24 protein-coding genes are annotated in these 25072 nt (G+C 62.4%); 6 read left to right on the top strand and 18 right to left on the bottom strand.

The features are described 5' to 3' along the window. Position 1 precedes the first annotated feature (1 nt). The 13 genes from DLM46_RS20625 to DLM46_RS20565 form a co-directional block, all read right to left on the bottom strand. A complete protein-coding gene (locus tag DLM46_RS20625; RefSeq protein ID WP_244306320.1) occupies positions 2-868 on the bottom strand; it encodes a substrate-binding periplasmic protein in 867 nt (288 codons plus the stop codon). A gap of 116 nt (positions 869-984) precedes the next feature. Beyond that, on the bottom strand, positions 985-1251 hold the full coding sequence (locus DLM46_RS20620; protein ID WP_115103227.1) for a hypothetical protein: 267 nt from the start codon (positions 1249-1251) through the stop codon (positions 985-987). A gap of 12 nt (positions 1252-1263) precedes the next feature. After that, complete coding sequence (locus DLM46_RS20615; protein ID WP_115103225.1) at positions 1264-1650, bottom strand: DUF4280 domain-containing protein; 387 nt, start codon at positions 1648-1650, stop codon at positions 1264-1266. Next, positions 1647-2405 (bottom strand): toxin-antitoxin system YwqK family antitoxin, encoded by a 759-nt coding sequence (locus tag DLM46_RS20610; RefSeq protein ID WP_115103223.1) that lies wholly within the window; start codon positions 2403-2405, stop codon positions 1647-1649. Before DLM46_RS20610 ends, DLM46_RS20615 begins: the two co-directional genes overlap by 4 nt. An 8-nt stretch (positions 2406-2413) precedes the next feature. Next, positions 2414-4315: a type VI secretion system Vgr family protein gene (locus DLM46_RS20605; protein WP_115103221.1), complete on the bottom strand. Its 1902-nt coding sequence runs from the start codon at positions 4313-4315 to the stop codon at positions 2414-2416. Position 4316: 1 nt separating this feature from the next. Then, positions 4317-7016: a type VI secretion system ATPase TssH gene (tssH, locus tag DLM46_RS20600; RefSeq protein WP_115103218.1), complete on the bottom strand. Its 2700-nt coding sequence runs from the start codon at positions 7014-7016 to the stop codon at positions 4317-4319. A 13-nt stretch (positions 7017-7029) separates the two neighbouring features. Then, positions 7030-8223, bottom strand: coding sequence for a type VI secretion system baseplate subunit TssG (gene tssG, locus DLM46_RS20595; RefSeq protein WP_115103215.1), 1194 nt, complete (start codon positions 8221-8223; stop codon positions 7030-7032). After that, a complete protein-coding gene (gene tssF, locus DLM46_RS20590) occupies positions 8178-9938 on the bottom strand; it encodes a type VI secretion system baseplate subunit TssF (RefSeq protein ID WP_115103213.1) in 1761 nt (586 codons plus the stop codon). The genes tssG and tssF overlap by 46 nt, the downstream gene beginning before the upstream one ends. A 1-nt stretch (position 9939) precedes the next feature. Next, entirely contained in the window at positions 9940-10395 is a 456-nt protein-coding gene (gene tssE / locus DLM46_RS20585; RefSeq protein ID WP_115103211.1) for a type VI secretion system baseplate subunit TssE, read from the bottom strand. A gap of 70 nt (positions 10396-10465) precedes the next feature. Then, positions 10466-10957 (bottom strand): Hcp family type VI secretion system effector, encoded by a 492-nt coding sequence (locus DLM46_RS20580; RefSeq protein WP_115103209.1) that lies wholly within the window; start codon positions 10955-10957, stop codon positions 10466-10468. Between the two features lie 67 nt (positions 10958-11024). After that, on the bottom strand, positions 11025-12521 hold the full coding sequence (gene tssC / locus DLM46_RS20575) for a type VI secretion system contractile sheath large subunit (protein WP_115103207.1): 1497 nt from the start codon (positions 12519-12521) through the stop codon (positions 11025-11027). A gap of 51 nt (positions 12522-12572) precedes the next feature. After that, a complete protein-coding gene (gene tssB, locus DLM46_RS20570; protein WP_115103205.1) occupies positions 12573-13109 on the bottom strand; it encodes a type VI secretion system contractile sheath small subunit in 537 nt (178 codons plus the stop codon). A gap of 82 nt (positions 13110-13191) precedes the next feature. Continuing rightward, the gene (locus DLM46_RS20565) at positions 13192-13383 is read right to left on the bottom strand and encodes a hypothetical protein (RefSeq protein WP_115103203.1); all 192 of its coding nucleotides are present in this window, start codon (positions 13381-13383) and stop codon (positions 13192-13194) included. Positions 13384-13609: 226 nt separating this feature from the next. On the opposite strand from DLM46_RS20565, the gene DLM46_RS20560 reads away from it, so the two are divergent. Together DLM46_RS20560 and DLM46_RS20555 are read left to right on the top strand one after the other, a co-directional pair. Then, positions 13610-14308, top strand: coding sequence for a response regulator transcription factor (locus DLM46_RS20560; protein ID WP_115103201.1), 699 nt, complete (start codon positions 13610-13612; stop codon positions 14306-14308). 38 nt (positions 14309-14346) lie between these two features. Continuing rightward, complete coding sequence (locus DLM46_RS20555; protein ID WP_115103198.1) at positions 14347-16332, top strand: sensor histidine kinase; 1986 nt, start codon at positions 14347-14349, stop codon at positions 16330-16332. Here DLM46_RS20555 and DLM46_RS20550 read toward each other — a convergent pair. After that, a complete protein-coding gene (locus DLM46_RS20550; RefSeq protein WP_115103197.1) occupies positions 16291-16518 on the bottom strand; it encodes a hypothetical protein in 228 nt (75 codons plus the stop codon). The genes DLM46_RS20555 and DLM46_RS20550 overlap by 42 nt on opposite strands. Positions 16519-16797: 279 nt before the next feature. Between DLM46_RS20550 and selD the strand changes: the two genes are divergently transcribed. The 4 genes from selD (at position 16798) to DLM46_RS40960 (ending at position 20274) form a co-directional block, all read left to right on the top strand. Beyond that, positions 16798-17862: a selenide, water dikinase SelD gene (selD, locus tag DLM46_RS20545; RefSeq protein ID WP_115103196.1), complete on the top strand. Its 1065-nt coding sequence runs from the start codon at positions 16798-16800 to the stop codon at positions 17860-17862. A 127-nt stretch (positions 17863-17989) separates the two neighbouring features. After that, on the top strand, positions 17990-19057 hold the full coding sequence (gene mnmH, locus DLM46_RS20540) for a tRNA 2-selenouridine(34) synthase MnmH (RefSeq protein ID WP_115103195.1): 1068 nt from the start codon (positions 17990-17992) through the stop codon (positions 19055-19057). Between the two features lie 24 nt (positions 19058-19081). Then, entirely contained in the window at positions 19082-20143 is a 1062-nt protein-coding gene (locus DLM46_RS20535; RefSeq protein ID WP_115103194.1) for a permease, read from the top strand. After that, positions 20140-20274 carry a hypothetical protein gene (locus DLM46_RS40960; protein WP_279635209.1) on the top strand — a complete coding sequence of 45 codons (135 nt, stop codon included), beginning with the start codon at positions 20140-20142 and terminating at the stop codon, positions 20272-20274. Before DLM46_RS20535 ends, DLM46_RS40960 begins: the two co-directional genes overlap by 4 nt. 131 nt (positions 20275-20405) lie before the next feature. Here the strand turns inward: DLM46_RS40960 and DLM46_RS20530 are convergent, their stop codons facing one another. From DLM46_RS20530 to DLM46_RS20515, 4 genes are all read right to left on the bottom strand, one after another. Further along, positions 20406-21617: a porin gene (locus DLM46_RS20530; protein ID WP_115103193.1), complete on the bottom strand. Its 1212-nt coding sequence runs from the start codon at positions 21615-21617 to the stop codon at positions 20406-20408. 73 nt (positions 21618-21690) lie between these two features. Further along, positions 21691-23043, bottom strand: a complete 1353-nt coding sequence (locus DLM46_RS20525) for a TRAP transporter large permease (RefSeq protein WP_115103192.1) — start codon at positions 23041-23043, stop codon at positions 21691-21693. A 6-nt stretch (positions 23044-23049) separates the two neighbouring features. After that, a complete protein-coding gene (locus DLM46_RS20520) occupies positions 23050-23529 on the bottom strand; it encodes a TRAP transporter small permease (RefSeq protein ID WP_115103191.1) in 480 nt (159 codons plus the stop codon). 161 nt (positions 23530-23690) lie between these two features. Then, the gene (locus DLM46_RS20515; protein WP_115103607.1) at positions 23691-24683 is read right to left on the bottom strand and encodes a TRAP transporter substrate-binding protein; all 993 of its coding nucleotides are present in this window, start codon (positions 24681-24683) and stop codon (positions 23691-23693) included. Between the last annotated feature and the right edge of the window lie 389 nt (positions 24684-25072).

The following is a 25072-nucleotide window of genomic DNA, read 5'->3' as shown; positions in this document are numbered from 1 at the left end:
ATTAGTTGTTTGAAGCCTGCAGCAAGGTCGTTACATCGATCTTTTTGCTGCGTTCGGCGAGAAACTGGTTGACGAATGCAAGTAACGTCGGCGCGTTGACGTTCACGCCGATCGCGATCGGGTCGTCGAGGTCTTCCAGGGTCACAACGCGCAACCGTAGCGAAGCGGTCGGATCGCGCTTGAGCACGTGCTTGACTTCGAATTCGTCGCGGTAGGCGGCCGTCACCTCGCCCGCATCCAGCGCCTTGAGCACGGCCTCCCAACTCGGATAGGGCACGACCTTCGCCTGCGTGAAGTTGCCCTCGACGTAGGTGGCATATGACGAGTTCCTGACCACGCCCATCGTGCTGTCGAAGGCACGGACGACGTCGGGCACGGCGCGGCCACGTGCGAGCATCGCGAACTTCACCCGGTTCAGCAGCAGCGCGCGATGCAGCCGGATATAAGGCGCGCTGAAGCTGATCACCTGAGCCCGCGACAGCGTTCGCGACAGCTTGCTGATTGCCAGATCGGCCTCACCGCTCGCGAGCAGATTCACGACGCCGTCGTAAGTCTTCGCACCGCGGTTGAAACTGACCTTGACGCCGAGCTTGGCCGCCATTTCCTTTGCGATATCAATGTCGACGCCGCTCAACTGACCGTTGTGCTCTTCAAAGAACGGTGGCTGGTCGACACCCAGCACCGCGACGACCAATTCGCCCCGGCTCACGATACGGGCGAACTCGGGCGCGAGGAACCGGCCATCGGGCATGAGCATGAGGCCCGTCGACGTGGCTGCTGGTGCGCTTGCGATGGGCGCGCTCGTTGCGGCCAGGTCCGCCGCGAGCGCCGGTACGGCTGAAAGCAGGATGAGCGCGCCGCCGAGCATCACGGCGAGCCTGCGCGATGCGCCACGTAACGTGTGCACCGGGTGTCTGGCGCGGCAGTACCGCTCGAGCGCGGAGACAAGGGTTGAGAATGCGAAGTGCATGTCAGTTGGCAGTTTCAATTGTTGGAAGAAGCCGGCGTTGGCGATGCGCCAGCCGGGTCGCTCGCCGAACGCGCTACGCTTTCGCTGCCGACATCCGTAGCAACGGAGCCTTGCTGGACCATCGCTGCGGGCGACACAGGCGACGTTGAAGGCGCCTTCGCAGGCGCCATGTAACGCACACCGATCTCGATCCCCAGCAGGAACAGAAGCACGCATAGCGCCATCGCACAGACAAGTACGATGGTCACCATGCGCGCGGTCATCGAAAAAACGTATTGCATGGCGTGTTTTCCTCAGGGAACCAAAGTCGTGAACTGGGTCGGCGCGAGGATCGAGACAACCCCGCCCCACGAGCACATCAGCTTCGACGCATTCTGCAAGGCCGGCAGCGCACCGATCAGGACAGTCGGCGAGCCCGGCAGCCACGGCGCCATCGTCATCGGTACGCAGGGCATCGGCGTCAGTACACCCAGCGCCGCCGCCGTCGCCGCCGCTACCATCGGATTCGCGGCGCACGAACAGACACCGAACGGCGGCACGTTGACCATCGGCAAGTGATCCATGACCGTTGCGGCAGGCGCACCCGCGAGGACGCGGCTTGTGGGCAGCACGTTCAACACGGCGGGCGCGGCGCCGAAACTGCACTGCAGCGTCGCCCCGGTTGTGATCAGAAAGCTCATGGCCGGCCCTTCACCCATTTTTCAAGGTGCTTTGCGAGGCGCTGCCCGCCCGTCGCCGCGCCGTCCTGCGGCGCAAGCCCGGCCACCTTGCGGGCCTCGCCAAGCGGCTTGCCGTGCGCATAGACACGCTCCTCGTTTAAGCGGCCATCGGCACCGTAGCGCCGCACCGTGCCGTGCAGGAGGCCGTCCTTGTAGGGTGACGACTGAACCAGCTTGCCGTCGCTCGCATAGTCGCGCGTCTCGCCTTCGAGGACGCCTTTGCTGTACGAAGCGCGTCGAACGATGACCCCCTCGTGCAGGTGCTGTGCTTCGCGCGTGAGCTTGCCGGCCTCGTAGGTGAGCCACGAGGTCGCCAGTCCCGACGGCGCGTACGACACGGTGGCCCCGTGCAGCACGCCATGCACGTAGTGCTGGCGTGACGCGACGCGACCGTCCTGCCATGTCGTCGTCGTGCCGTGAAGTTGCCCCGTCACGTAATCGGCCTCCTGAAGCAGCGCGCCTGTCGCGTCGAAGGTACGCACCCTGCCCGACAACGCGCCGTGCTCGTAGTGCGCCTCCAGTACGGGTACGCCGCCCGCTCCGTACATGACCACCTGCCCGTGCGGTACGCCATCGAGCATCGGCATGCGGCTCACTACTTGCCCCGTCGCGTCGCGCGTCTCGATGAGCGTCGCGTGCGCGGACGCATCGGCCCCGCCATGGCCAGATGCAGCGACGGAGGCGGAAGGTTCTGCGGTGGACGGCGATGTGCTCATCTCGTGCCTCAGTTGAGCTTGACCAGCGCGCCCTTGAGCGCGAGCATCGTGCCGCCATCGATCGTCTGCATCGCCGACGCCTTGCTTTCCACCTGCAACGCCTCGTTGCTAAGCGTCGTACCGGCCTTGTTGGCGAAGCTCGTGCCCGCCTGGTTCTGGATCGACGTGCCTGACTTGATGCTGATCGAACCGGTCACATCGATGACGAGATTGCCGCTCACCTTCAGCGTGTAGTTGCCGCTGACTTTGCGCGTAAACGCCGCGTGATTCGTATGGATTTCGTCGCCTGACACATCGACCGAGCGCGTGCCTTTCACCTTGTGCGTCTCGTTACCCTTCTGCACGTCGACGGTGCGATCGCCTTTTTGCACGACGTGCGTTTCCGCCCCTGCAATCACGGTCGTAGACAGCGCGTTCTCGACGGCGATATTCAGATCTTTCTGCGCGTGAAAATACAGTTCCTCGCTATTGAGCTTGTCGTCCATCCGGATTTCGTTGCCGGCCGTGCCCCCTTTCGACGAACGCGAGCGCATCACGCTTTGCGTCTGCGACGCAGGCAGGCCCACGGGCAATGTGCCCTGGCGGTTGTAGACGCTGCCGGTCACGAGCGGCCGGTCGGGATCGCCGTCGACGTAGCTCACGACAACCTCCTGGCCCACTCGCGGCAGAAACAGATGACCCCATCCGTTACCCGCCGCGGTCTGCGCAACGCGCACCCAGCATGAGCTGCTTTCGTTGGCAGTGGCCGAACGGTCCCAGTGGAACTTCAGCTTGATGCGGCCATACGCATCGGTCCAGATTTCTTCGCCGGACGACCCTGTGACGAGTGCCGTGTGCGTACCAGCGACCATCGGCTTTGGCGTCACGAGCGGCGGACGGAATGCGACCGAAGCCGGGATAACGTCGAAGTCGTTGGCATATCGATCGTTCGACGCACTGTGCGACACCGCGCAGATCACGTACGACACGTTGAATGCAGGGTTCGCGTGGCCGCCCAGCGTGAAGCTCGCGCCCGCAGTGAGCGTGCAGATGCCGCTGCCGGCACGCCCCGTTCGCTGTCCCAGTTGATGCGCCGCGAGTCGCAGCTTCGCCGTGCGCGTGCCGTCCGCGGCCTTTGCATAGCGGCCGGGGAACGTATAGCGCGTCCCGCTCGCCGGCCCGCTGCCGGCCGCTGAATTGGCCGTCATGAGCGCGGCCGTCGTGTAGTCGTAGTCGGCGACGATCTGCTCGGCTTCCACCAGCCCCGTCGTCATCTCGAAGGCACCGATCCGGTTGACCTGATCATGCGCGACCGAGTCGCTGGAGTACCAGAGATGCGAGTCGGTCTTGCCCGGCTTGTGCGCGGCGGTGCTGTCGCCGAGCACCATCGTATGAACGCCGTCGGCGAACGTGAAGAAGTAGAAGATGCCCTCCTCCTCCATCAGCCGCGAGATGAACTGCAACGCGCTTTCATCGTATTGCACGCAGTATTCGCGCACGGCGTACGTGCCTTTCAGGCGTAGCTCGATCGCGATGCCGAACTTATGCAGCACCTGTTCCACGATGTCGAGCGCACTCAGATTCTGATAGATCGCCCGATCGCTCCCGAGCCCGAGCAGCCACAGGCGCGGTGCAAGCTCGGCGGTATAGAAGCCATGCCGTGCATCCGCGCCGACTTGGGCAAAACGCGTGACGATGCCGTGGATATAGCGTTTCGAACCCGACGGCACCTGCAGCGTCACGCTCGCACTCTTGCCGACGATCGCCTGCGCATCGAGCGCAAGATTCGACGAACGCATGCGCAGATCGAAATGGAACGGCGTCGACATCGCTTCGTGTCCACTCAGGCCGTCGAGCAGCAAGACGTCCTTGCCGAACGGCGTGCTAATCGAAAGCAGGCAGCCCGCTTGCGTCGCGTTGGCGGCTTGCACGTCAGGTCTCCTCGCGAGCCGCGAAACGGAAGCTGACGCTGCCGTCCGGCGCGAAATCGAGGCGCACCTCGCCGAACGGCTTCGCCATCGAAATGCGTTCGAGCACTTCGCGCGCCAGTTCGGGCAGTACGTATTGGGTCAGGATGTAATCGACATTGCGCGCGCCGCTGTCCACTTCCTTGCAGCGCTCGGCGATGATCTGCGCAAACCGGTCGCCCCACGTCAGTTGCGCGTGATGGTTGCGCGCAAAGCGCTCGGCAAGCCGCCTCAATTTCAGGTTCACGATCGCCGTGATCTGCGCATCGCCCAGGTGGTAGTAAGGCACCAGCACCATGCGGCCAAGAAACGCCGGACTGAACTGTTTGAGCAGCGCGGGCCGCAGACGCTCGATCAGTTCCGCGGGAGGCGGACGGCGGCCGCCTTGACTCGCTTCCGTGATGACGTCCTGCGCGGCATTCGAAGTCAGGAGGATCAGTGTGTTCCTGAAGTCGATCGCGATGCCCTCGCCGTCCTCCATCACGCCCTTGTCGAACACCTGGAAGAACAGTTCGAGCACATCGGGATGGGCCTTCTCCATTTCATCCAGCAGCACGACGCTGTACGGACGGCGTCGTACGGCTTCCGTCAGCACGCCACCCCGGCCGTAGCCGACGTAGCCCGGGGGCGCTCCCTTCAGGCCGGAGACGCTATGCGCCTCCTGGAATTCGGACATGTTCACGGTAATCATGTTGCGCTCGCCGCCGTACAGCATGTCGGCGAGTGCGGCGGCCGTCTCGGTCTTACCCACGCCGCTCGGGCCAACCAGCAGGAAGACACCGACGGGCTTGCCTGGATCGTCGAGATCCGCGCGAAACGTACGCACCCGCCGCGCGATCGCATCGAGCGCCTCATCCTGGCCCACCACGCGTGCCGCCAGCTTTTCGTGCAGGTAGAGAACCGTGTGGAGTTCGTCGGCCAGCATGTCGCCGACGGGGATCCCCGTCCAGCCTGAAATCACCTTGGCGACCACAGTGGAATCGACGCACACGGGCACCATCGGCTCATCGTTGCGCACCGCTTCCAGGCCTTTTTCGAGGCGCCGGAGATTGGCCGCCAGCGACTCGCTGTCTTCTTCGCCGGCTGCCTGAGGTTCTGCCAGCGTGTGGGCGATCTTGCGCCGCCACGCCAGAATTTCGTCGACGACGCGCTTCTCGGTAATCAGCTTCTCGTTCAGACCAGCACGCTGCGCACGCTGTTCGTCGATCTGACGCACGAGTACCGCGATGGCATCCGAGCGATCGGCACCCGTGGCCGCTTCGTGACGCAGTATGCGCAACTGGTTTTCTGCGGAGTCGATCGCGCGACCCAGCGCTTCGATCTCTTCCGGTACGCCGTTCTGGCCGAGCGCCACACGTGCGCATGCCGTATCGAGCACGCTGACGGCCTTGTCCGGCAACTGCCTGCCCGAGATGTAGCGATGCGACAGCTTTACGGCGTCGCGCACTGCCTCGTCGAGAATCTCCACGCCGTGATGCGCTTCGAGCTTTTGAACCATGCCGCGCAGCATTTCAATGGCGACAGCCTCGCTCGGCTCTTCGACCTTCACCACCTGGAAGCGTCGCGCGAGAGCAGGATCGCGCTCGACATACTTCTTGTATTCAGCCCAGGTCGTCGCGGCGATCGTGCGCAATTCGCCGCGCGCAAGCGCGGGCTTGAGCAGGTTCGCCGCGTCGCCCTGGCCTTCGCTGCCGCCCGCGCCGATCAGCTGATGGGCCTCGTCGATGAAAAGAATCACGGGGACGGGCGAGGCCTTGACTTCTGAAATCACCGATTTCAGCCGGTTCTCGAATTCGCCCTTGACCCCGGCGCCCGCCTGAAGCAACGCAAGATCGAGCGAACGCACGCAGACATTGGCAAGCGCGGGCGGCACCTCGCCCGACACCACGCGCTGCGCGAAACCTTCGACGACTGCAGTCTTGCCGACGCCGGCCTCACCCGTCAGGATCGGGTTGTTCTGACGACGTCGCAGCAGCACGTCGATCAACTGACGGATCTCCGCATCGCGTCCGCAGATCGGATCGCTCGCGCCTTCACGCGCGAGTGCGGTCATGTCGACTGTGTACTGTGCGAGCGCGGAAGGACGGCCACCGCTGTTCGCGCTCACGGTGGGCATCGCCTGAGACACACCGCCCGTCGGCACGCTTGCGGCACTCGCGACCGCCGTTTGCGGCGCTGCCCGGCCGCCGTCTTCGGACGAGTTCGCCACCAGTGCCGGCAGCGCATCCCGCAGCGCGGCGCGCGGAATCTTCAGCATGGCAGGCACGGAGTCGAGCAGCAGCCCGCGCATGCTATCCAGTTCGAGCAGCGCAAGCACGATCGTGCCCGAGCGTATCTGCTGTTCGCCGAGCAGCATCGAACTGAGCAGCCATGCCTCCTGGAACAGCGGCGGGAAATTCGGCGACAAGGCAGGCGTACGGCCATTGCCGCGCTTGAACTGATCGACCGTGTTTTGCAGCGACTCGGTCACGTCGGTGGCCGAGATGTTGAAGCGTTCGAGAATCGCCCGCAGATCGGGTGCGTCCGATTCGAGCAGTTGCAACAGCAGGTGCTCGACGTCCACGTTGTAGTGCGTCTGCCGTACGCATAGTTGCGCGGCCAGTTCCATTGCGTGCTTGCATGCCGGATTAAGGCGGCTCAACAGCGTGCGGATATCGATGTCCATGTCGTATTGATCTTTATGATGGTCGCAACGCGGTTTGTGTAACGTGTGCTTCGCCCGAGCGCATTGCGAACTTCACGGGCGCGGGCTTCGACGAGGGCGCACCGCCCCCATCTCGCGACGCCGCCAACCACGAAGTCCAGCCCAGCCGCAAGCCGGGCGCGCCCACAGCACAGCCTTCACGCCGCGCGGCGGGCTGCAGGACGAACTGCACGTCGAAATCCTGCTGCAGGTAGCAGCGCACGAGCCACGCTGCCAGCCTGTGCCCTTCGCCCCCCGGGAGCAGCGCGCCGAACTGCTCCACGGAGACGTCCAGAAATTCGATGCGCAGGCCTGCGGCCTGGTCCCAGCTACGTCGTCCAAGAACGGCAAAGCCACCGGGCCGCAATGCACTCTGGCCCGTCTTCGCCCGTCCAAGACGCAGGCTGTCCCGCCCGTCGATGTCACGCCAACCGCCGACGAACTGCGCGCCTCGCACGCGCATGCCGAGGCGATCGGACAGCAGCGCGAGCAGTCCTGTCATCGAGCGCGAGCCGTTGCCGTAGAGTCCCGCATGCCGCAGCCACAGACGTGCACCGTCCGGTCCGCGCTTGCCCTCGCGCAGGCCGAGGTTACCGAGTGCATCGAGGCTCGCCGCAAGCGGTGCGTCGTCGGGTGCGCGTGCGCTCAGCCCCAACGCGTGCTTCTGGCGGCTACGATAGAAGAACGACAGGAAGCGATGATTGAAGATGTCGAGCAGATCGGCCATCGCCGGCTCACGGGCCGCGCGCCGCTCCAGCAACATTTCGGTGAAAGCGAGCGGCAACGGCCCGCCGTGACCCGCCAGCGTCATCACGGGCGTGCTCACCGTGTACGTCTCACGCGAGGGCGTTGCGTCATCCGTCGTAGCGGCAGCGCCTGAACTCTTCCAGGAAGCGTCGTTGTCGGGATCGTGCGCGAACGTCTCCTCTGCTGAGCGCGCCATGACTGCGTCGCGCAACGCATGGCGGCGCACCGCGTGAATGTCGCTCGCCTGGAACGCCATCGACACGAAGCCCCGCAGACGCACGGCCTCATTCGAACCGTCCGCGCGACCGAGCCCCGTCGCCCAGGGCTGCGCGCATTCCAGCAGATGGATGGCCTGGAACAGGTCGAACCCTTGGGGCCGCGCAAGAAGCCGGGCGATCAAAGCAACTGCTGGCAACCGGTCATCGGCTCCCATCGCTTCCATGTCTCGTCTCCCCGGCGCACCACCAGCCGCACAAATGAATTGACCGATGTGTACATGGCGAAGAAGCGCGCCAGTACCGCCCCCATCAGCAACGGTGATCCGCCGACGAACGCATCGGCGTCGAACTCGACGCTGACCTCGGTACCGCCGCAGTATCCGCGCCACGCGTCCCTGCCCACGTGTGCCGTGACGTTACGCGCACCCACGCTGACGATGCCGCGAATCTGCTCCTGTTCCCGTGTACCGTCCAGGGCGAACAGACGCAACATCTCCTGCAGTTCGCGCTTGCCCGTCGCCCCGCTTACGAGCGAGTGATAGTTGCGCGTCAGCAGCGACACGAGGCGCCACAACGTCTCACTCCCGAGCGGCGGATTGCGCTGTGCCGTCGGTTCGTAAAGGCAACGCACACGTACGTTCTGCGATACCCGCTCGACCAGCATGCGCGCCCCCACGGGAACATGCTCGGCGAGCCGCCGGTTGGTACAGAGCGCGTTCACGTACACCACGGGCGTATCGGACCGGTTAGCCGTGTCCCCGTCGATAAAACTCATCCACGTGTCCACACCCGGCACGTTGCCGCGCAAGCTGTGCTCACGGCGCGCCGACCAGAACATGGCCGCATTTCCGTCACCCGCCGGGTCGAAACGATCGGCTGCCGTGAAGCACGGTACGCTCGTCGCCCGATCCGTCGCGGGATCGGATGCGACCACCGAGACGATCGAATGAATCTCGGTGATGGCCTGGCGCTTCTGATCGGCGACCAGCAGATATTCGTAGTTGCGCCGGTCGACCACGATCGGCTCGCTGGTCTGCGCGAACAGATTGACGATGGGCACACATCCGAGCCGGAAATGTTGCGCGCCGAACATACCGAGCCCGCGCGGCATGCGCTCGAGCTGCAGCACAATCTCGCAGGTGCGCCCCATGCCGCATGATCCCGCCGGCAAGGTCAGATCGAAGAAATGAAACTTGCGCGGAAAGGCAAAGTATTCCTGCATCAAGCCGTAAGCGGGATGCGCATGCGGCGGCTGCGGCAACACGCTGTCCTGCTCCGAGTAGCCGACCTCGCGTAACGCGGACGGTCCCAGCCTCACGACAGGCCTCTGGGCGGCCTGCACGGAAACACCCGTGACCGACGATACGAGCAGTTCGTAGAGCGGCATCGTCACCATCCAGTCGCCGCACAAATGGAAGCGCAACTGCGTCAGTTCCAGTTCGGAGAAGTCGACGCCCGGTTCGCATTCGAGCTTCAGGTGCAGCGTCGCATCTTCGCCAAACCCCGCGTGCGTGATCTTCAACGGCCAAAGCACCGTGTCCCATGCCGTGCGGAAACGACATGCATCACCGCCTTCCGTGCGGGCGGAGAGACCCGTGTGGCGCGGCACGCGAAACCCAGCCGTCACCTTGCCCTGTGACGAATCGAGTTCGAACTGTGCGACCGTCATCGACGGAATAGCCTGCACCAGCGAAGGACAGACATTGTCGAGCAATGCCCCCGCGATCTGCGGGAAAGTCTGATCGAGATCGCGATGCACACGCGCGGCGAGAAAAGCCGTTGCCTCGATCAAACGCTCGGTGTGCGGATCGAGCGACTCGGTGCCGTGCAACGCGAGCCGGGTCGCGATCTTCGGATAACGTTGCGCGAACGAAGCCCCCTGGGTTCGCAGATAGGCGAGCTCGCGCTTGTAGTATTGAAGGATGTCGTCGGGCGCCATGTCAGGCAAGCTCCGTCCAGCGCGCATCGACTACATCGCGGCTGACGGTCTCGAGCTCGAACGACACATGCTCGACCGATTGGCCGACATTCAGGCGTCCGGCGATGCTCAGCACGGGATACTGCTCACGCCCTGGCGGGAAGGAAAACGACACGTTCACGCTGACAAGACGCGGCTCGAATAGCCTTATCGCGCGGCTGACGGCGGCGGCAATCGCATCGCGATCCTCGCCCGAACGCAGCGAGCGTTCTGAAAAGTCCGGCACGCCGTAATCGGTCACCGTCCCATCGCTGTGCGCGAACGCCTCCATCGTCAGGTGCGAGCGCGTGTTGAGCAGACGCATCAGCTCGCGTGCGATCGATTGACGAAGCGAGTCCTCTCCCGGCAACCAGGCGTCGGCGTCCTCCACCAGACGCTCGAACAGCGGAACAGGATAGCGATGGGTCATGGTCAGCATGTCGTAAATCGTAAAAGCAGGTCAACGGGCGGCTCGCGTGCCGCCTGCCGGCGGCACGGGCGACGCCGCGTTACGCCTTTGCAGTCGCGGCCTTGTTGGTGGACAGATCCCAACCGAACGAAGCGGTGCCCTTCTTCGTCGAATCCGTCTTCTGCTGCGTGTAGACCGATGTGATCTGCGAGAAGTTGATTGACAGCGAATCCATCAGCTCCGAACCGCCGCCGCTCGTGCTCACATTCGCGATCATCGCGTTACTGAGCACGTACTTCATCTGCAGCATGAACTTGCCGCCTTCGTTACGGCCGATGGAAATCGTCGCATCGCCGAGCTTGGTGCCCGCCGCGCACGCGCTGTAGAACGCCGGCGTCGACTGGTCCGAGATCTTGCTGACCTGCACTTCGGAAAACGAAGGACGCCCGAGCGTGCGCTCAGTGTTCGACGTGTCGAAACCCATCGGCATCGACACGCCGTGAGAAAACGACAAGAGCTGGATTCCGTTGGCAAACCCGTCGATCAACGAGTTGCCCTTGATATCCTTGATTTGCAGAATGATGGTATCCATGACTGATCTTGAGATAAAAATGTATAGGGTACGGAACGATGCGCAGCGCGCGGCCGCACATCACGCTTCAGGCTGCGGCTTCCGGGAGATCCGCCACCAGACGGATCGAGGCTGTCAGCTCTTCCATCTGGAAGTGCGGCTTCAGGAAACACGTCGCACGATAGGCGCCCGGCTTGCCCGGTACCTCGGTGACGTCCACCCGGGCTTCGCCCAGCGGAAAGCGGGCCTTTTGCGCCTGCGATGCCGAGGGATTGATCAGCACGTAATCGGCGATCCAGTTGTTCAGGTAGTTCTCGATATCGGTGCGGGTCTGAAAACTCCCCACCTTGTCGCGCATGATGACCTTGATGTAATGGGCGAAGCGTGACGCCGCCAGCACGAACGGCAGGCGCGCCGACAGTTGCGCGTTGGCGTTGGCGGCATCCTTGTTGTAGACCATCGGCTTGTTCACCGTCTGGCCGCCGAAGAACGCGGCGTAGTTCGAGCCCTTGGAATTCACGAGCGAGATAAAGCCCAGATCGCTCAATTCCTTCTCGCGGCGATCCGTGATGGTCACCTCCGTCGGACACTTGAGGGCGACATCGCCTTCGCTGGTCTTGTAGGCGTGCGCGGCGATACCGTCTACCTTGCCGCCGCCTTCCACGCCGCGGATCGCGGTCGCCCAGCTGTATTTCGCGAAGGCATCAGTGATGCGCAAACCGAGCTGGTACGCCGAATTCGCCCACAGATATTTGCTGTGGTCGGTGCCGTCGACATCCTCCTCGAAATTGAACGACTCGACGGGTTTCGTTTTGGCGCCATACGGCAGACGCGCGGCGTAGCTCGGCAGAACCAGCGAGACATAGCGCGAATCTTCGGACTCCCGGAAGCTGCGCCAGGTTGCCAGTTCAGCGCTCTCGAAGATTTTCGACAGATCTCGCGTGACGCCCAGTTCGGTATACGACTTGATGTCGAAGAGGCTTGGCGCGGCTGCCGCAATGAACGGCGCGTGGGCTGCCGCGGCCACGCGGGAGATGCGCTCCAGCAGCGCGACATCCTGTGGATGGCGACCGAACGAGTAGTCGCCGATCAGCAGCGAATAGGGATGGCCGCCGAACGTGCCGTACTCTTCTTCGTAGACCTTCTTGAACAGCACGCTCATATCATGGTCGACAGCCGACTCGAGATCCTTGAGCAGATCCTTCTTCGAGACGTTGAGCAAACGCAGCTTGAGATTGGTGCCCGTTTCGGTGCCGTACACCATGTCGTGCATACCGCTCCACGACCCTTCGAGCGCCTGGAATGCGGGGTCGTGCATGATCGCATTCATCTGGTCGGTCAACAGGCGGTCGATTTCGGCGACACGCTCGTGGATCATCGCCACGACGCTCTTGTCCGGGCTCGTGCGCATGCCTTCGTCGAGAATCTGCGACGCGAGCTGACCAATCAGTTTCTTTGCGTAGATGCCTTGCGAAGGCTCGACGGCCATGTTGCCTTCCTGAACGATACGGTCAAGCAGGCTCAGCTCGCCTACTTGCGTGGTCGTCCCGGCTGCTGCGCCGTCGACGGCGGAATTCGTTTCCATCTAAATCACCCTTAGGAGTTCGTTGCGTCAGCGACGCTGAGATTGTTTCCGTCAGGCCGACGGCGTGTCTTCGGCCGCCGGCGTAGCCGGCGCGTCGCTCGCGTTCGCCTGGGTATGAACCTTCTTCAGTTCTTCGGCATCGAGGACGATGCGCTCGAGTATCGAATCGAGTTCGTCGTTGCCGTCGAGCTTCGCGAGCAGGTCCCTCAACTGCTGACGTGCTTCCACGAGTTTCGCGAGGCGCGGTACCTGGAGCACGAGGTTGTCCGGATGGAAGTCCGAGAACTGGCTGAAATTCAGCTCGACCTTCAGATTGCCTTCGCCCTTCATCGTGTCCGGCACGCTCAGGTCGAGGCGTGGTGCGATCTTGCCCATGATTTCGTCGAAGTTGTCCCGATCGATTTCGACGAAACGGCGCTCCTTGAGCTTGGGCAACGGGTCGGCCGATTGCCCCGACAGATCGGCCATCAGGCCCACCACCATCGGCAATTCGCGCTTTTCAATGGCGTCACCAAGCTCGACGTCATAGGTGATCTGGACACGCGGCGGCCGATTGCGCCCGACCCAACCCTGCAAACTATTCGACATGAACCCCTCCGAGAAAACTCGTATGTGTGGACAATCTTTCACTCGCGTCGAGTCCCGCGAGCACCACGAAAGAGAACGGGGATTAGAACGAAGCCCCGCTGGTGACTGCGGGATCGCAGCCGAGCATCGGGTCCGCAGCGCGCTGCGCTTCCGGCATGGCCGTCCGGGTTTTCGTGGAGGCGAACGCCGTCGTGGTGAGCGCGGCCGTCACGGCAAGGCTGATCGCCGTCAGCCGCTTTGCCGTCGGCTGCGGTTGCTGTCTGGATTGGCGCATGGTCCGTTACCCGAAAATTTTCAGAATTTTTTATGAACGTCGGTCGGAGGCCATGCCTGGGCAGATTGACAGCCGTTTCGCTGTGCAGCGCGTGTGGTCCATTTCTTTTCCCCGTTTACCGTTTTTTTCAGAATTGGGCCGAGTATATTGACGGGGGCCGCTCCCATCTGTCGCACAAATGCGCTACATCGATCGCCCTCCCAACCGCTGCTAGAATCCTCTCCTCATGTACGCGCCCCCTACCAACCCGGAACCGCTCCCGATCCACGTCGCCATCGTCGAGGACGACGCCGGCTTCGTCGAAGCGTTGTGCAAGGCGGTGGAGGGCGCGCCGGACATGCGGCTGACCGGTGTCGCGGGTTCCCGTGCCGAAGGACTGGCGATGCTGGAGGGTCCCCCGGCGGATGTGCTGCTGGTCGACCTGGGGTTGCCCGACGGCTCGGGTATCGACGTGATTCACGCGGCGGCCCGGCAATGGACCGCCTCCAGCATCATGGTCAGCACCAATTTCGGCGACGAAACGCACGTGATGCGTTCGATCGAAGCCGGTGCGGCCGGCTATCTCCTGAAGGACAGTTCAGCCGCCAGGATCATCGAGGAAATCCGCAGCCTCGCAAGCGGCGGCAGTCCGATCAGCCCAATCATCGCCCGGCAGATCCTGGCGCGCTTCCGTCAAGGCAGCGGCCCCGTCAGCCCCCCAGGCAAGGAGCCTGCCCCGGCTTCTTCACCGCTGCTGTCGGCCCGCGAAAGAGAGGTCCTGGATCTGATTACCAAAGGCTTCACGACACAGGAGATCGCGAAGCTGATGCAGTTGTCCCATTTCACCGTGCGGACCTTCGTGCGGCGCATCTACAGCAAACTCAAGGTCACGTCCAAGGCAGAGGCGATCTATGAAGCCAGGACGCTGGGACTCCTGTCCGACTAGGGAGCTTTGGGTATGGCCTGCGCCGTTCACAAAAGACGATGGAAACCAGCCGTGAAGGGAATGGCGTGATCCATCTTCCTGCGCGTTTCCTTGCCAATGCGATACTCGCGTTTTCGATAGCGTTGCTGATCGCCGTCAGTGTCTGGTACACGGGCACGGGCGGGTCCCAATCGGCAAAGGCCGCCGTCCATCTCACACAAGCGCAATGGCAAAGTACCGATGCGCCGGACTACACCCCCCCGCCCACGGCGCTTGATAGCAGCACGTTGCCGGGCGCATGGCATCCCGTGACGCTTCCCGCCCAGTTGCCCGCGAACAGATCGGGTTCGGCCAGCACAAGCGCGGCCGCCCTTGCCGCCTCTGGCGTTCGCACCACGTGGATCAGGCTGTCGACGTCCGGATTGCGCGTTCCACCCGGGCCGTTGGCGCTCTATCTCAGCCGTATCAAGACTGACGGCACGATTGCGGTGTATGTCGACGGCAAGCTCGTGCATCGTGCGCAACAGCAGGGCCCGCTATGGAACAGCCTGTTCACGCCGCAGTGGATCACGCTGGATCACGACACCGGCGACGCACCGTTGAACGAGATTCTTATCCGTATCGAGCATCCCGCGCAGAACCCGGTGGCGTCGTCTTCGCTGTGGGTCGGACCTGCCGACGCGTTGCGGGGCCGTTACTACATGCGTCAATGGCTGCAGCGTGAACTCCCAGCGACGGTGAGCGCGTCGTTCCTGGTGGTAGGCATATTTGCCCTCTTCGTGTGGTTCAACCGTCGCCACGAAACCGGCTATCTGCTCTTTTTCAATCTCGCCGCTACATCCTTTGTCGGGCACCTGCACTATTACCTCAGCCTGCCGATCACCAGCGACTGGTTTGCGTGGCTCACGCTCAACGCGCTCTTCTGGCTGATCCTGGTCGTACATTTTTACCTTTGCCAGATGCATGGCCGACCGCTGAAAGTGCTCACGTGGTTCATCTCCGGCGTCATCCTGCTGCTCACTGTGCTGACGCTGCCCGTCGTCGCGGTAGTGCCGGTACTGCCGAGCACGCCCATCATCATTCCACTCATCTATGCGGTTGCCCTGGTGCTGGCGGCAACGGTCGGCCTCGTTGGCGTGCTCAGCGCGTGGCGCCGGTCCCGCGAAGCGAGACTGGTGGCCGCCGGCGTCAGCATCTGCGTGCTGCTGGGCGTACCCGACTGGATGCTGTACAACAACGTCGTCAATATCGAGGGCTGGTTTCTGGGCGCCTATACGAATGCCGTGACGTTCGGCGCGTTCGGTATCCTGATGTACCGGCGCTACGTCAGTGCCATCAGCGAGTTCGAACAGATCAACGTGAACCTTGCGCGGCGCCTAAGCGAGCGCGAAGCTGAACTCGAGCTGAGTCATCAGCGCCTGCGCGAGGCCGAGCTTCGGCAAACGATCAGCGACGAGCGCCAGCGACTGATGCAGGACATGCACGACGGGCTCGGTTCGTCGCTGATCAGTGCAATCCGATCTGTGGAGCGCGGCGACATGGGCGACGTCAACGTGTCTCAGATCCTCAAGGCCTGCCTCGACGACCTGAAGCTGACGATCGACTCGATGGAACCGGTCGAAGCCGATCTGCTGCTCTTGCTGGCCACACTGCGCTTCCGTCTGGAACCGCGACTGGAAGGAACGGGAATCAGGCTGCTTTGGGAGGTGGCTGAGCTGCCCAACCTCGCCTGGCTCGATCCCAGCAGCGCACTGCACATTCTGCGCATCGTTCAGGAAAGCATTGCCAACATCCTGCACCACACCCAGGCGAGCGAGATCCGGGTGGGTACCGCCGTGGAGCCAGCGGGCGTAGTCGTGACGATCGAGGACAATGGTCAGGGCTTCGACGTTGAAACAGTCCTCGCCACAGCGGCAGGACGAGGGCTGCATAACCAGCAGCGCCGAGCCCGTATGCTCGACGGCACCGTTGCCTGGCACTCCGGGCCGGCGGGTACGCTTTTTTCACTCCGGCTTCCGCTGGAACGCGGTGCGCACGTGACGTAAGCAAACCGGGTTGTCAGCCCGATTGCGATATCGGCGCGCGACCGAAATCGTTCGGTCGAACACACCCAGCGCATCAGCATGCCGCCCGAGGTGCCGCAACGCATCCATGTAAGCAATCAGAAACTCCACCGCGACGCTGGGCATCGCGACGTTCACGGCTTCGACCGACAGCTCGAGCGCACTCACGTCGGCACTCTTGGAATGGTGGTCGGTTGAAGTCGGAACCGGCGAACTGGGACCGTTTCATTGCCAGCAAGGTCATCAAGGCATGTAATGGAGCCAATCCGTCGACTGGCTTCTGAGCGATTGCCAGTTATCCGGAAGTTCGTCTGAATAGGCCAAGTCGACAACGCCCTTCGTGGATACGGGGTGACAACTTCGCCGGCAGATACTCGAGCCCGATCGGATGGCGTCGCCCACCGTTACGGTCATAATGCAGTCATACCACGCCCGAAATCCGCACCTATGCCCGACACCACCGCAAACAGGATCGACTCGCCACGCCTGACCAGCCTCTCCCATGGCGGTGGCTGCGGCTGCAAGATCGCCCCCGGCCTGCTCGCCGATCTGCTCAAGCGCAGCGCACCGCTGCCTTTCTTTCCAGACCTGCTGGTCGGCAACGATACCGCCGACGACGCCGCCGTCTACAAGCTCAACGGCGAGCAGGCGATCGTCGCAACGACCGATTTTTTCATGCCGATCGTCGACGATCCCTTCGACTTCGGCCGTATCGCCGCCACCAACGCCCTCTCGGACGTTTACGCCATGGGCGGCAAACCGATCATGGCGCTGGCGATCGTAGGCATGCCGATCAACGTCCTGCCGCATGACGTGATCGCGGCCGTGCTGAAAGGCGGCGAATCCGTGTGCGCCGAAGCCGGCATTCCGCTCGCGGGCGGCCATTCGATCGACTCTGTGGAACCGATCTATGGCCTGGTCGCGCTTGGCGTAGTTCATCCCGAGCGCGTCAAGCGCAACGCGGCGGCTCGGGCCGGCGACGTGCTGATTCTCGGCAAGCCGCTGGGCGTGGGCGTTCTATCGGCGGCATTGAAGAAAAACCGGCTCGATTCGAGCGGCTACGCCGCCATGATCGCGGCCACGACCAAACTCAACCGGCCGGGCGCCGAACTGGCAACGCTGGACGGCGTCCATGCGCTGACCGATATCACCGGTTTCGGCCTGCTGGGCCATACGCTGGAGCTGGCCCGCGGCTCGAATCTGACCGCGCGGGTGCGCTACGCCGATTTGCCCTGGCTGCCTGACGTGGCCGGGTTTGCGGAGGCCGGTATTTTCACCGGCGCTTCAGGACGCAACTGGGATGCGTACGGCAAGGACATCGCCTTGAGCTCCTCCTTGCCGCCCACGGCCCGCACCCTGCTCACCGACCCGCAAACCTCCGGCGGCCTGCTGGTCTCGTGCGCGCCGGAAGCGGTCGGCGACGTTCTCGCCATTTTCCGCGCCGATGGATTCGACGAGGCGTGTGTCATCGGCGAGATGGTCGACGGAGCAGGCCGCGTCGAAGTGATCTGAGCGGGCGCCCGTCATGGGTGCTGCGCGATGCCGGTCCGGCGACGCTGCTTCGCGGCTCGCCGGCCGGCAATGACACCCCATGCGATAATTTCAGACCGCCAGCCAGTTAGTTTCGAGCGCATTTCCCTTGAAAAACCTTCTCGTCAGCCTCGATAAATCAGATGATTTCGATGAAATCATCGATGTACGCACGCCGCTCGAATTTGCGGAAGACCACATTCCGGGCGCGCTCAACGCCCCCGTTCTGAGCAACGAAGAGCGCGTGCTGGTCGGCACCATGTACAAGCAGGTGTCGCCTTTCGAAGCCTCGCGGGTGGGCGCGGCGCTGGTGGCGCGCAACATCGCGCAGCATCTGGAGACGACCTTCGCGGACCGGCCGCGTCACTGGCGGCCGCTGATCTATTGCTGGCGCGGCGGCAAACGTTCCGGTTCGGTCACGACAGTCTTCAATATGATCGGCTGGCAGGCGCGGCAGCTGGACGGCGGTTATAAAGCTTACCGGCAGGCGACGCTCGAGACGCTCGCTTCACTGCCGAAAACCTTCCGCTATATCGCGCTGGTGGGACCGACCGGCAGCGGCAAGACACGCCTGCTCGACGCATTGCGCCAGGCCGGCGCGCAGACCCTGGACCTCGAAGCGCTGGCGTCGCATCGCGGCTCGTTACTCGGCGCCTGGGCTGGCGTCGCGCAGCCTTCGCAAAAACGTTTCGACACGCTCCTTGTGACTGCGCTGCGCGCCTTCGATCCCGCGCGGCCGGTGTTCGTCGAAGCGGAGAGCCGGCGGATTGGTTCGATTACGTTGCCGGTCGCGCTCCTCGAAACGTTTCATCGGGGCGCATGCGTCGAGGTGTTGTCGAACAGCGAAGATCGCGCGGCGTTTCTGCTGCACGACTATGCGCACCTGTTCGACAATCCCGAAGCGCTGAAAGCGCAGCTGCAAAAACTGGTCGGTCTGCACAGCCGTGAGCGAGTGACCAGCTGGCAACAGCTCGTCGACGAAAACAGGCGCGCCGAACTCGCTCGCGAGCTGATCGAACGGCACTACGATCCGGCGTATGCGCGCAGCAGCCATCAACATTTCGTGCAGCTGCCACACGCAACGCGGATGCATTTCCGGCCCAATGACGCCGACGCCGTCGAACAGGCGAAGGCACTTCTTGCGCGGCTGGACAGCAACGCGCTCGCCTCAACCTGATACGAATCTATAGCGAAGACCACTATGCAAACAACGCTTCGGCAACCCCGTGTCGCGCTCGGCTGGATCGTGTTCCTCCTGATCGCCGTGCTCGGCCTCTTTTATGTGAAGTGGTTCCCTTACTACAACCGCGCTTTCGTCGCCGCGAGCCAGCACTCGATCGGCAAGTCGATTCTGATGGGAACGTCGTCGAGCGCGCCGGCGGCGTCGTGGCAGGCCGCCATCGACTACGCGCTGGCCTACGGCAAGGCGATCTGGCAAGCGATGGTGCTGGGGCTTCTGCTCGGCTCCGCCGTGCAGGCGCTGATTCCGCCGCAGTGGGTTGCGCGCGCGCTCGGTCGGACCGATTTCAGCAGCGTGGTCAACGGCGGGCTGATGTCCTTACCCGGCATGATGTGCACCTGTTGCGCGGCGCCGGTCGTAGCGGGCTTGCGCGCCCGTCAGGCCGCGCCGGGCGCGGCGATCGCGTTCTGGCTGGGCAATACGGCGCTCAATCCGGCCACGCTGATCTTCATGGGCTTCGTGCTCGGCTGGCAATGGATGGGCTTGCGGCTGGCGCTGGGCCTCGTGATGGTGTTCGGCCTCGGCTACCTCGTGAACAGGATGGTCACGCCGAAGGAAGCCGAAGCATCGCGCGAAGCCATGGCGCAACTCGTCGCCGCCGACGATCCGGGCACCGCTTTCACGCGCTGGGTAAAAATCCTCGGAAGGATGACGATCCGGCTGATTCCCGAATACATCGTACTGGTGCTGATTCTGGGCGCCGCGCGCACGTGGCTGTTTCCGCACGTCGGACCCAACATCGACAACAGCCTGATCTGGATCGTCGGGCTCGCCATCGCCGGGACATTGTTTGTGATTCCGACCGCGGGTGAAGTGCCGATCATTCAGGCGATGTTTGCCTTCGGCATGGCGGCCGGTCCGGCTGGCGCGTTGCTCATGACGCTGCCTTTGATCAGCGTGCCGTCCATAGCCATGCTCGGGCGTTCGTTTCCCAAGCGCGTGTTGACGGTGGTGGCTTTGGCGGTGGTGGCTTGCGGGATTGTGAGCGGGTTGCTGGCGATAGCCTTGGGGTTCACGTCATGAAACACATCGCAGCATTCTCTATCGCGAGCTGGTCGGCCGCGGCCATCCTTTACTTCGGACAGCACTCGGTGTCGATGATCGTCGTAAGCGGGGTCGTCGTACTGGCCGGTTTCGATCTGTTCCGCCCCTAGTGCAACCGCAGGTAGCGGGTCGCCTGAACGTGGCAGTGCCGGTCTAATCAGGTGAGTGCTGGGCAGCGACGCCCATGTGAAACGTATCGCCAGGGTGGCGGCATCGTAGACGCCGCCACCACACTACCCGATTAGAACTTGTGAATGATGCCTACACCCGCAGCAAACTGGCTGCGTGACGACGACGGCGCGCCGTTCTGGCCATCGCCGATATCAGCCGTTGCGTTGATGATGCTCGTGGCTGTACCGGCCTTGTTCGGGACCAGGGTCTTGCCGCTCGCACGTTGATAGGCCTGCAGTGCATACAGTCCGGTCCGCTTGGAGAGGCTGTAGTACTGCGAGAGATTGAACTGCTGATAACGGGCCGCGCTCGAGATGCCGTTCGCCTGCGTTGCGCGCGTGTAGCTGTAGCCCGCGGCCAGGTCCAGCACCGTGATCGGCTTGAAGTGCAGCACTGCGCCGGCGGTGTTGAAGACCGCCTCGTCGTGGAACGCCGAATGGATGCCCGGGATGTATTGCACGTTCGAATACGAGAACGAGACGTCCCATTGCGACGAGAATGCATAACCACCCGTCACCGCGACGCGCTGCTGTGCCTGCGCGGTCTGGTAACCGTTGTTTATACCCGACACACCCGGCTGCGCGCCCGCATTCGACGCGGTGGAGTCCGTGCCCCACGCGCCGCCGCCCGACGTCGAGTTATTGATGCGCTGGAAGCCGGCCGCGATGCCGAACGGACCGTTCAGGTACTGCACTGCCGCGCTCCACGTCGAACCGGCATTCGTGCTGCCCGCCACGCCGCCTAGCGCATACGAACCACTCACGGTCAGGCCGTGCAGGCTCGGGGACGTGTACACCAGGTTGTTGTTCACGCGGTACAGCGTATCGAGCGAATCGATATCGCCCGGGTGTGCGCCGTAGGCGCCGGTCAGCCACGTGGTCGGGCTATACGGCGACAGCAGCGTGTAGTACGACGTGTACTGGCGGCCTGCCGTCAGCGAACCGTAGGCGGGATTGGTCACCCCGACATAGGCTTGGCGGTTGAACCCCAGGCCGGTAACGGCCTGTGCGCCGGTTGCACTGTTAAAGCCCTCTTCCAACTGGAAAATCGCTTTCGTGCCGCCGCCCAGATCCTCGCCGCCCTTCAGGCCGAAGCGGCTGCCGGCCCAAATGCCGTTGACCATCTTGACGACCGAGCGGCCGCCCGAGGTCGAACCGAGCGTCGTCTGGCTGCTCTGGTAGCCAATCCCCGCGTCAACGATCCCGTACAGCGTCACACTGCTCTGAGCGTGCGCGCCGAGGGCGACCAACCCAAGGGCGGAGGTTGCCAATACCTTTTTCATCTTTACTCCTGGTTAAAAAACTTATTCTTTATTTCCGGGGTTGTCTCGACGTCGCCGATTTCAGATCCGCTAGTCAAAACACCGGATGCCCATTGATCAGGCTAGGCAACCACGTAGAGAACATCGGAACATAGGTCACGATGTTGATCGCGCTGAAGATAGCTAGGTAATAAGGCCACGCCACCTTAGTAGTTTCACCTATGGACACATTGCCAATTGCACAACCGATGAACTGGACCGACCCGATCGGCGGATGAACGAGTCCCAACGCACAGTTCAGCAGAATCATGATGCCGAACTGCACGGGGCCTACGCCGCTATGCATCGCCATCGGCAGGAACAACGGCGTGGTGATCAGGATGTGCGCCGCCATGTCGACGAACGTGCCGAGAAAAATTTGAATGATGTTGATGTACAACAGCATCAGCCAGGGGAGGGTCGTCGCGCCGTCGAGCAGACGTTCGATGGCGTCGGGAATCTCCAGATACGCCATCTGGTAGCGCAGCATATTCGACACGCCGATCAGCAGCAGCACCACCCCGGTGGTTTTAGCCGCCTTGGAGAGCGCGAAGAACAGCTTTTTCAGTGTCATCGTGCGATAAACGACGATGGTCAATACCAGCGAGTAAGCCACGGCAATCGCTGCCGCCTCCGTCGCGGTCGCAATACCTCTCGCCACGCAGACCAGAATGATCGCGATCACCATCAGGCCGGGCAATGCGCCGAAGAACGTGCGGCCCACCGCGAACCAGCCCGGAAACCGTTGCAGTTCGGTCGAGCCGTCGGGGCGTCGCGGATAGCCGAAGCGAACCGCTTGCCAGTAGGCGGCGATCAGCACGAAACCCATCACCCACAGCACCGGCAGCAGGCCGGAGAACAGCAGATCGCCAATCGAGACGCCGCTCATCGGGTGTCCGTTCAAGGTTCCCGTGATCCCCTGGGCGGCGAACGCATAAATGATCATGTTCGTCGACGTCGGCATCAGCGCGCCGGCCAGCGACGAGTGGGTGGTGACATTGACCGCATAGGCCGCGCTATAGCCTTCCCGCTTCATCAGCGGAATGACGACGCCGCCCATCGCCGACGTATCCGCGGTAGGCGAACCGGACACGCCGCCGAACAGCGTGCACGCGACCACGTTGGCCATGCCGAGGCCACCGCGAAAATGCCCCACGGTGGCTTGCGCGAAACGCAGGATACGGTCGGCGATGCCGCCGTGCAGCATCAGCTCGCCGGAGAAAATGAAGAACGGGACCGCGAGGAACGAAAACGCGTTCATGCCCGAAATCATCGACTGCATCGCCGTGGCAGCCGGCAGGCCTTCATACAGATAGGTCAGGACGCACGACAGTCCCAACGCGAAAGAAACAGGAACCCCGAGAACGAGGAACACGAGAAAGCTAACGGAGAGAATGGCAAGTTCCATGATGTTCTATTTTTGTTTCCGTGCGACAAGTGTCAGCAGGTGCTCGAACGAGAACAGAGCAATGCAGGCGCTGGCCACGACCGGAATGAAGTAGCGCAGGGCTTCGGGCAAGCCCAGAATCGGAATCCGGTCTTCCATCGTGGTCTCAGCCATCTGCAAACAGCCGAAGAAAATCGCCACGGACAATGCAATCAGGCAAACATGCTGGAACGCCTCCGCGATGATCCGGCCTTTCGGTGGCAATTTCTTGACAAGCGAGTCGAGCCCGATATGGCCGCTCTCACGAACTTTGAGCGCCGCGCCAAACACGGCGATCACGATCACCAGCAGCAAGGCGATGGGTTCGACGAAATCCGGTGCATCGCTGAAGACATAGCGCATCACGACGCTGTAGATGACAAGCAGGCTCAGCGCGGCCAGGCTGATCGATGCGATGATGGCCAACACGCGAAAGAGAAAATCGTTTGGACGTTTCATGAATCTCATTGCCCCCATCCTTGCACGCAACGGACTTATCGTTAGTCGCCAGGAATTCTGTTCGACATCACGATTCTGGAAACTGAGCAGAAAACCGAACAGGAAACGGCGCAGAGAACAGCCGGCAGATCATTCTGCCGGCCTATTCACCGCTTCCTGACTTCCGCACCTTATTTGACCGCCTGGATTTCGTCGACGAGCTGCTTCATCTGCGGCGTCTTTTCGTACTTGGCCCACACCGGCTGCATGACCTTGACGAATGCGGCACGATCGATCTGCGACGACGCGAGGATCGTCGCACCGGCCTTGGTGACGGTCTTGCTCGCGTCGTTTTCGCGCGCAGTCCACAGCTTGACGTAGTAAGGCACCGAGTCAGCGGCAGCCTTTCTGATGATGTCCTGCTCCTGAGGCGTCAACGTATCCCAGACTTTTTTGGAGAACACCAGCACTTCCGGCGTCATCGAATGCTGGGTCTCGGAATACACGGGTGCAACTTCGAAGTGCTTGGTCTCTTCGTAAGACGGGAGGTTGTTTTCCGCGGCATCGACCAGCCCCGTCTTCAACCCCGTATACACCTCGGCGAACGGCATCGGCGTCGGGGTGCCGCCCATCGCCTTGATCTCATCGACCATCAGATCGGAAGGCTGAACGCGCACCTTGAGGCCCTTCATGTCGGCGGGCGAGTGGATGGCTTTTTTGGTGTAGATCGAACGCGCACCGCTCTCGTAGAACGTCAGCGCAATCATCCCCTTCGCCTTGAAGGCGTCGAGAATCTTCTGCCCTTCCGGGCCGTACATCACCTTGCGGAAATGATCGATGTCGCGAAACAGAAAGGGTAGCGACGGAATCATCGACTCGGGAACGATCTCGTTGAATGCAGCGCCGTTGCAGCGGGCCATGTCCAGCGCGCCAATGCGCACCTGATCGATCGTGTCGTTTTCGGAACCCAGCGAGCTGTTGCCAAAGACCTTCACCGAATCCTTGCCGCCGGTAGCCTTGTTGATCTCTGCGCCCATGTATTTCACGGCCATGTTGGTCGGATAAGTGTCGCCGTGCACGTCCGCCACGCGAAACACACGCGCTTGTGCCGCGCCGGTGCCGAATGCCAGCACTGAGGCCGCGATAATCATCGAAACATGGGAAGAGGCAAACTTCTTTTTCATCGTGACATTCCTTGAAAAATAGCCCATCCGAGCGATTGCGTATGCTGCGAGATGGTTTTTGACGCGCGTTTCGGTCTCAAAAAAAATCCGCACTTTGTTTTATCAGCCATACGACCGCCGCCCTCTCGGGCGGCGAAGTCTTTGCCTCGTTGACGTGTTCGACATCGCCGGCATACCTGTACCGCTCGTCTGTTCTGCAGTCCAAATATTCCAGGAATAAGGGTCGCTGGACTTATATGTTGTACGATGACGTATGAAGTCTATAAAACCATGCTTTCGTTGTACAGACAGTATTTACCCGCACGGTAAGGATTTTGTACGACGAGTTTCGTGCAGTGCGAAGGGGCGCGATAAGCACACTGCGCCAGCCTCCGGAGCCGGAAGGGGCC

This window comes from Paraburkholderia lacunae (genome assembly GCF_003353175.1).
Taxonomy (GTDB): Bacteria; Pseudomonadota; Gammaproteobacteria; order Burkholderiales; family Burkholderiaceae; genus Paraburkholderia; species Paraburkholderia lacunae.
Note: the sequence above shows the minus strand (reverse complement) of the source record. Positions and strands in the feature narration are given on the sequence as shown.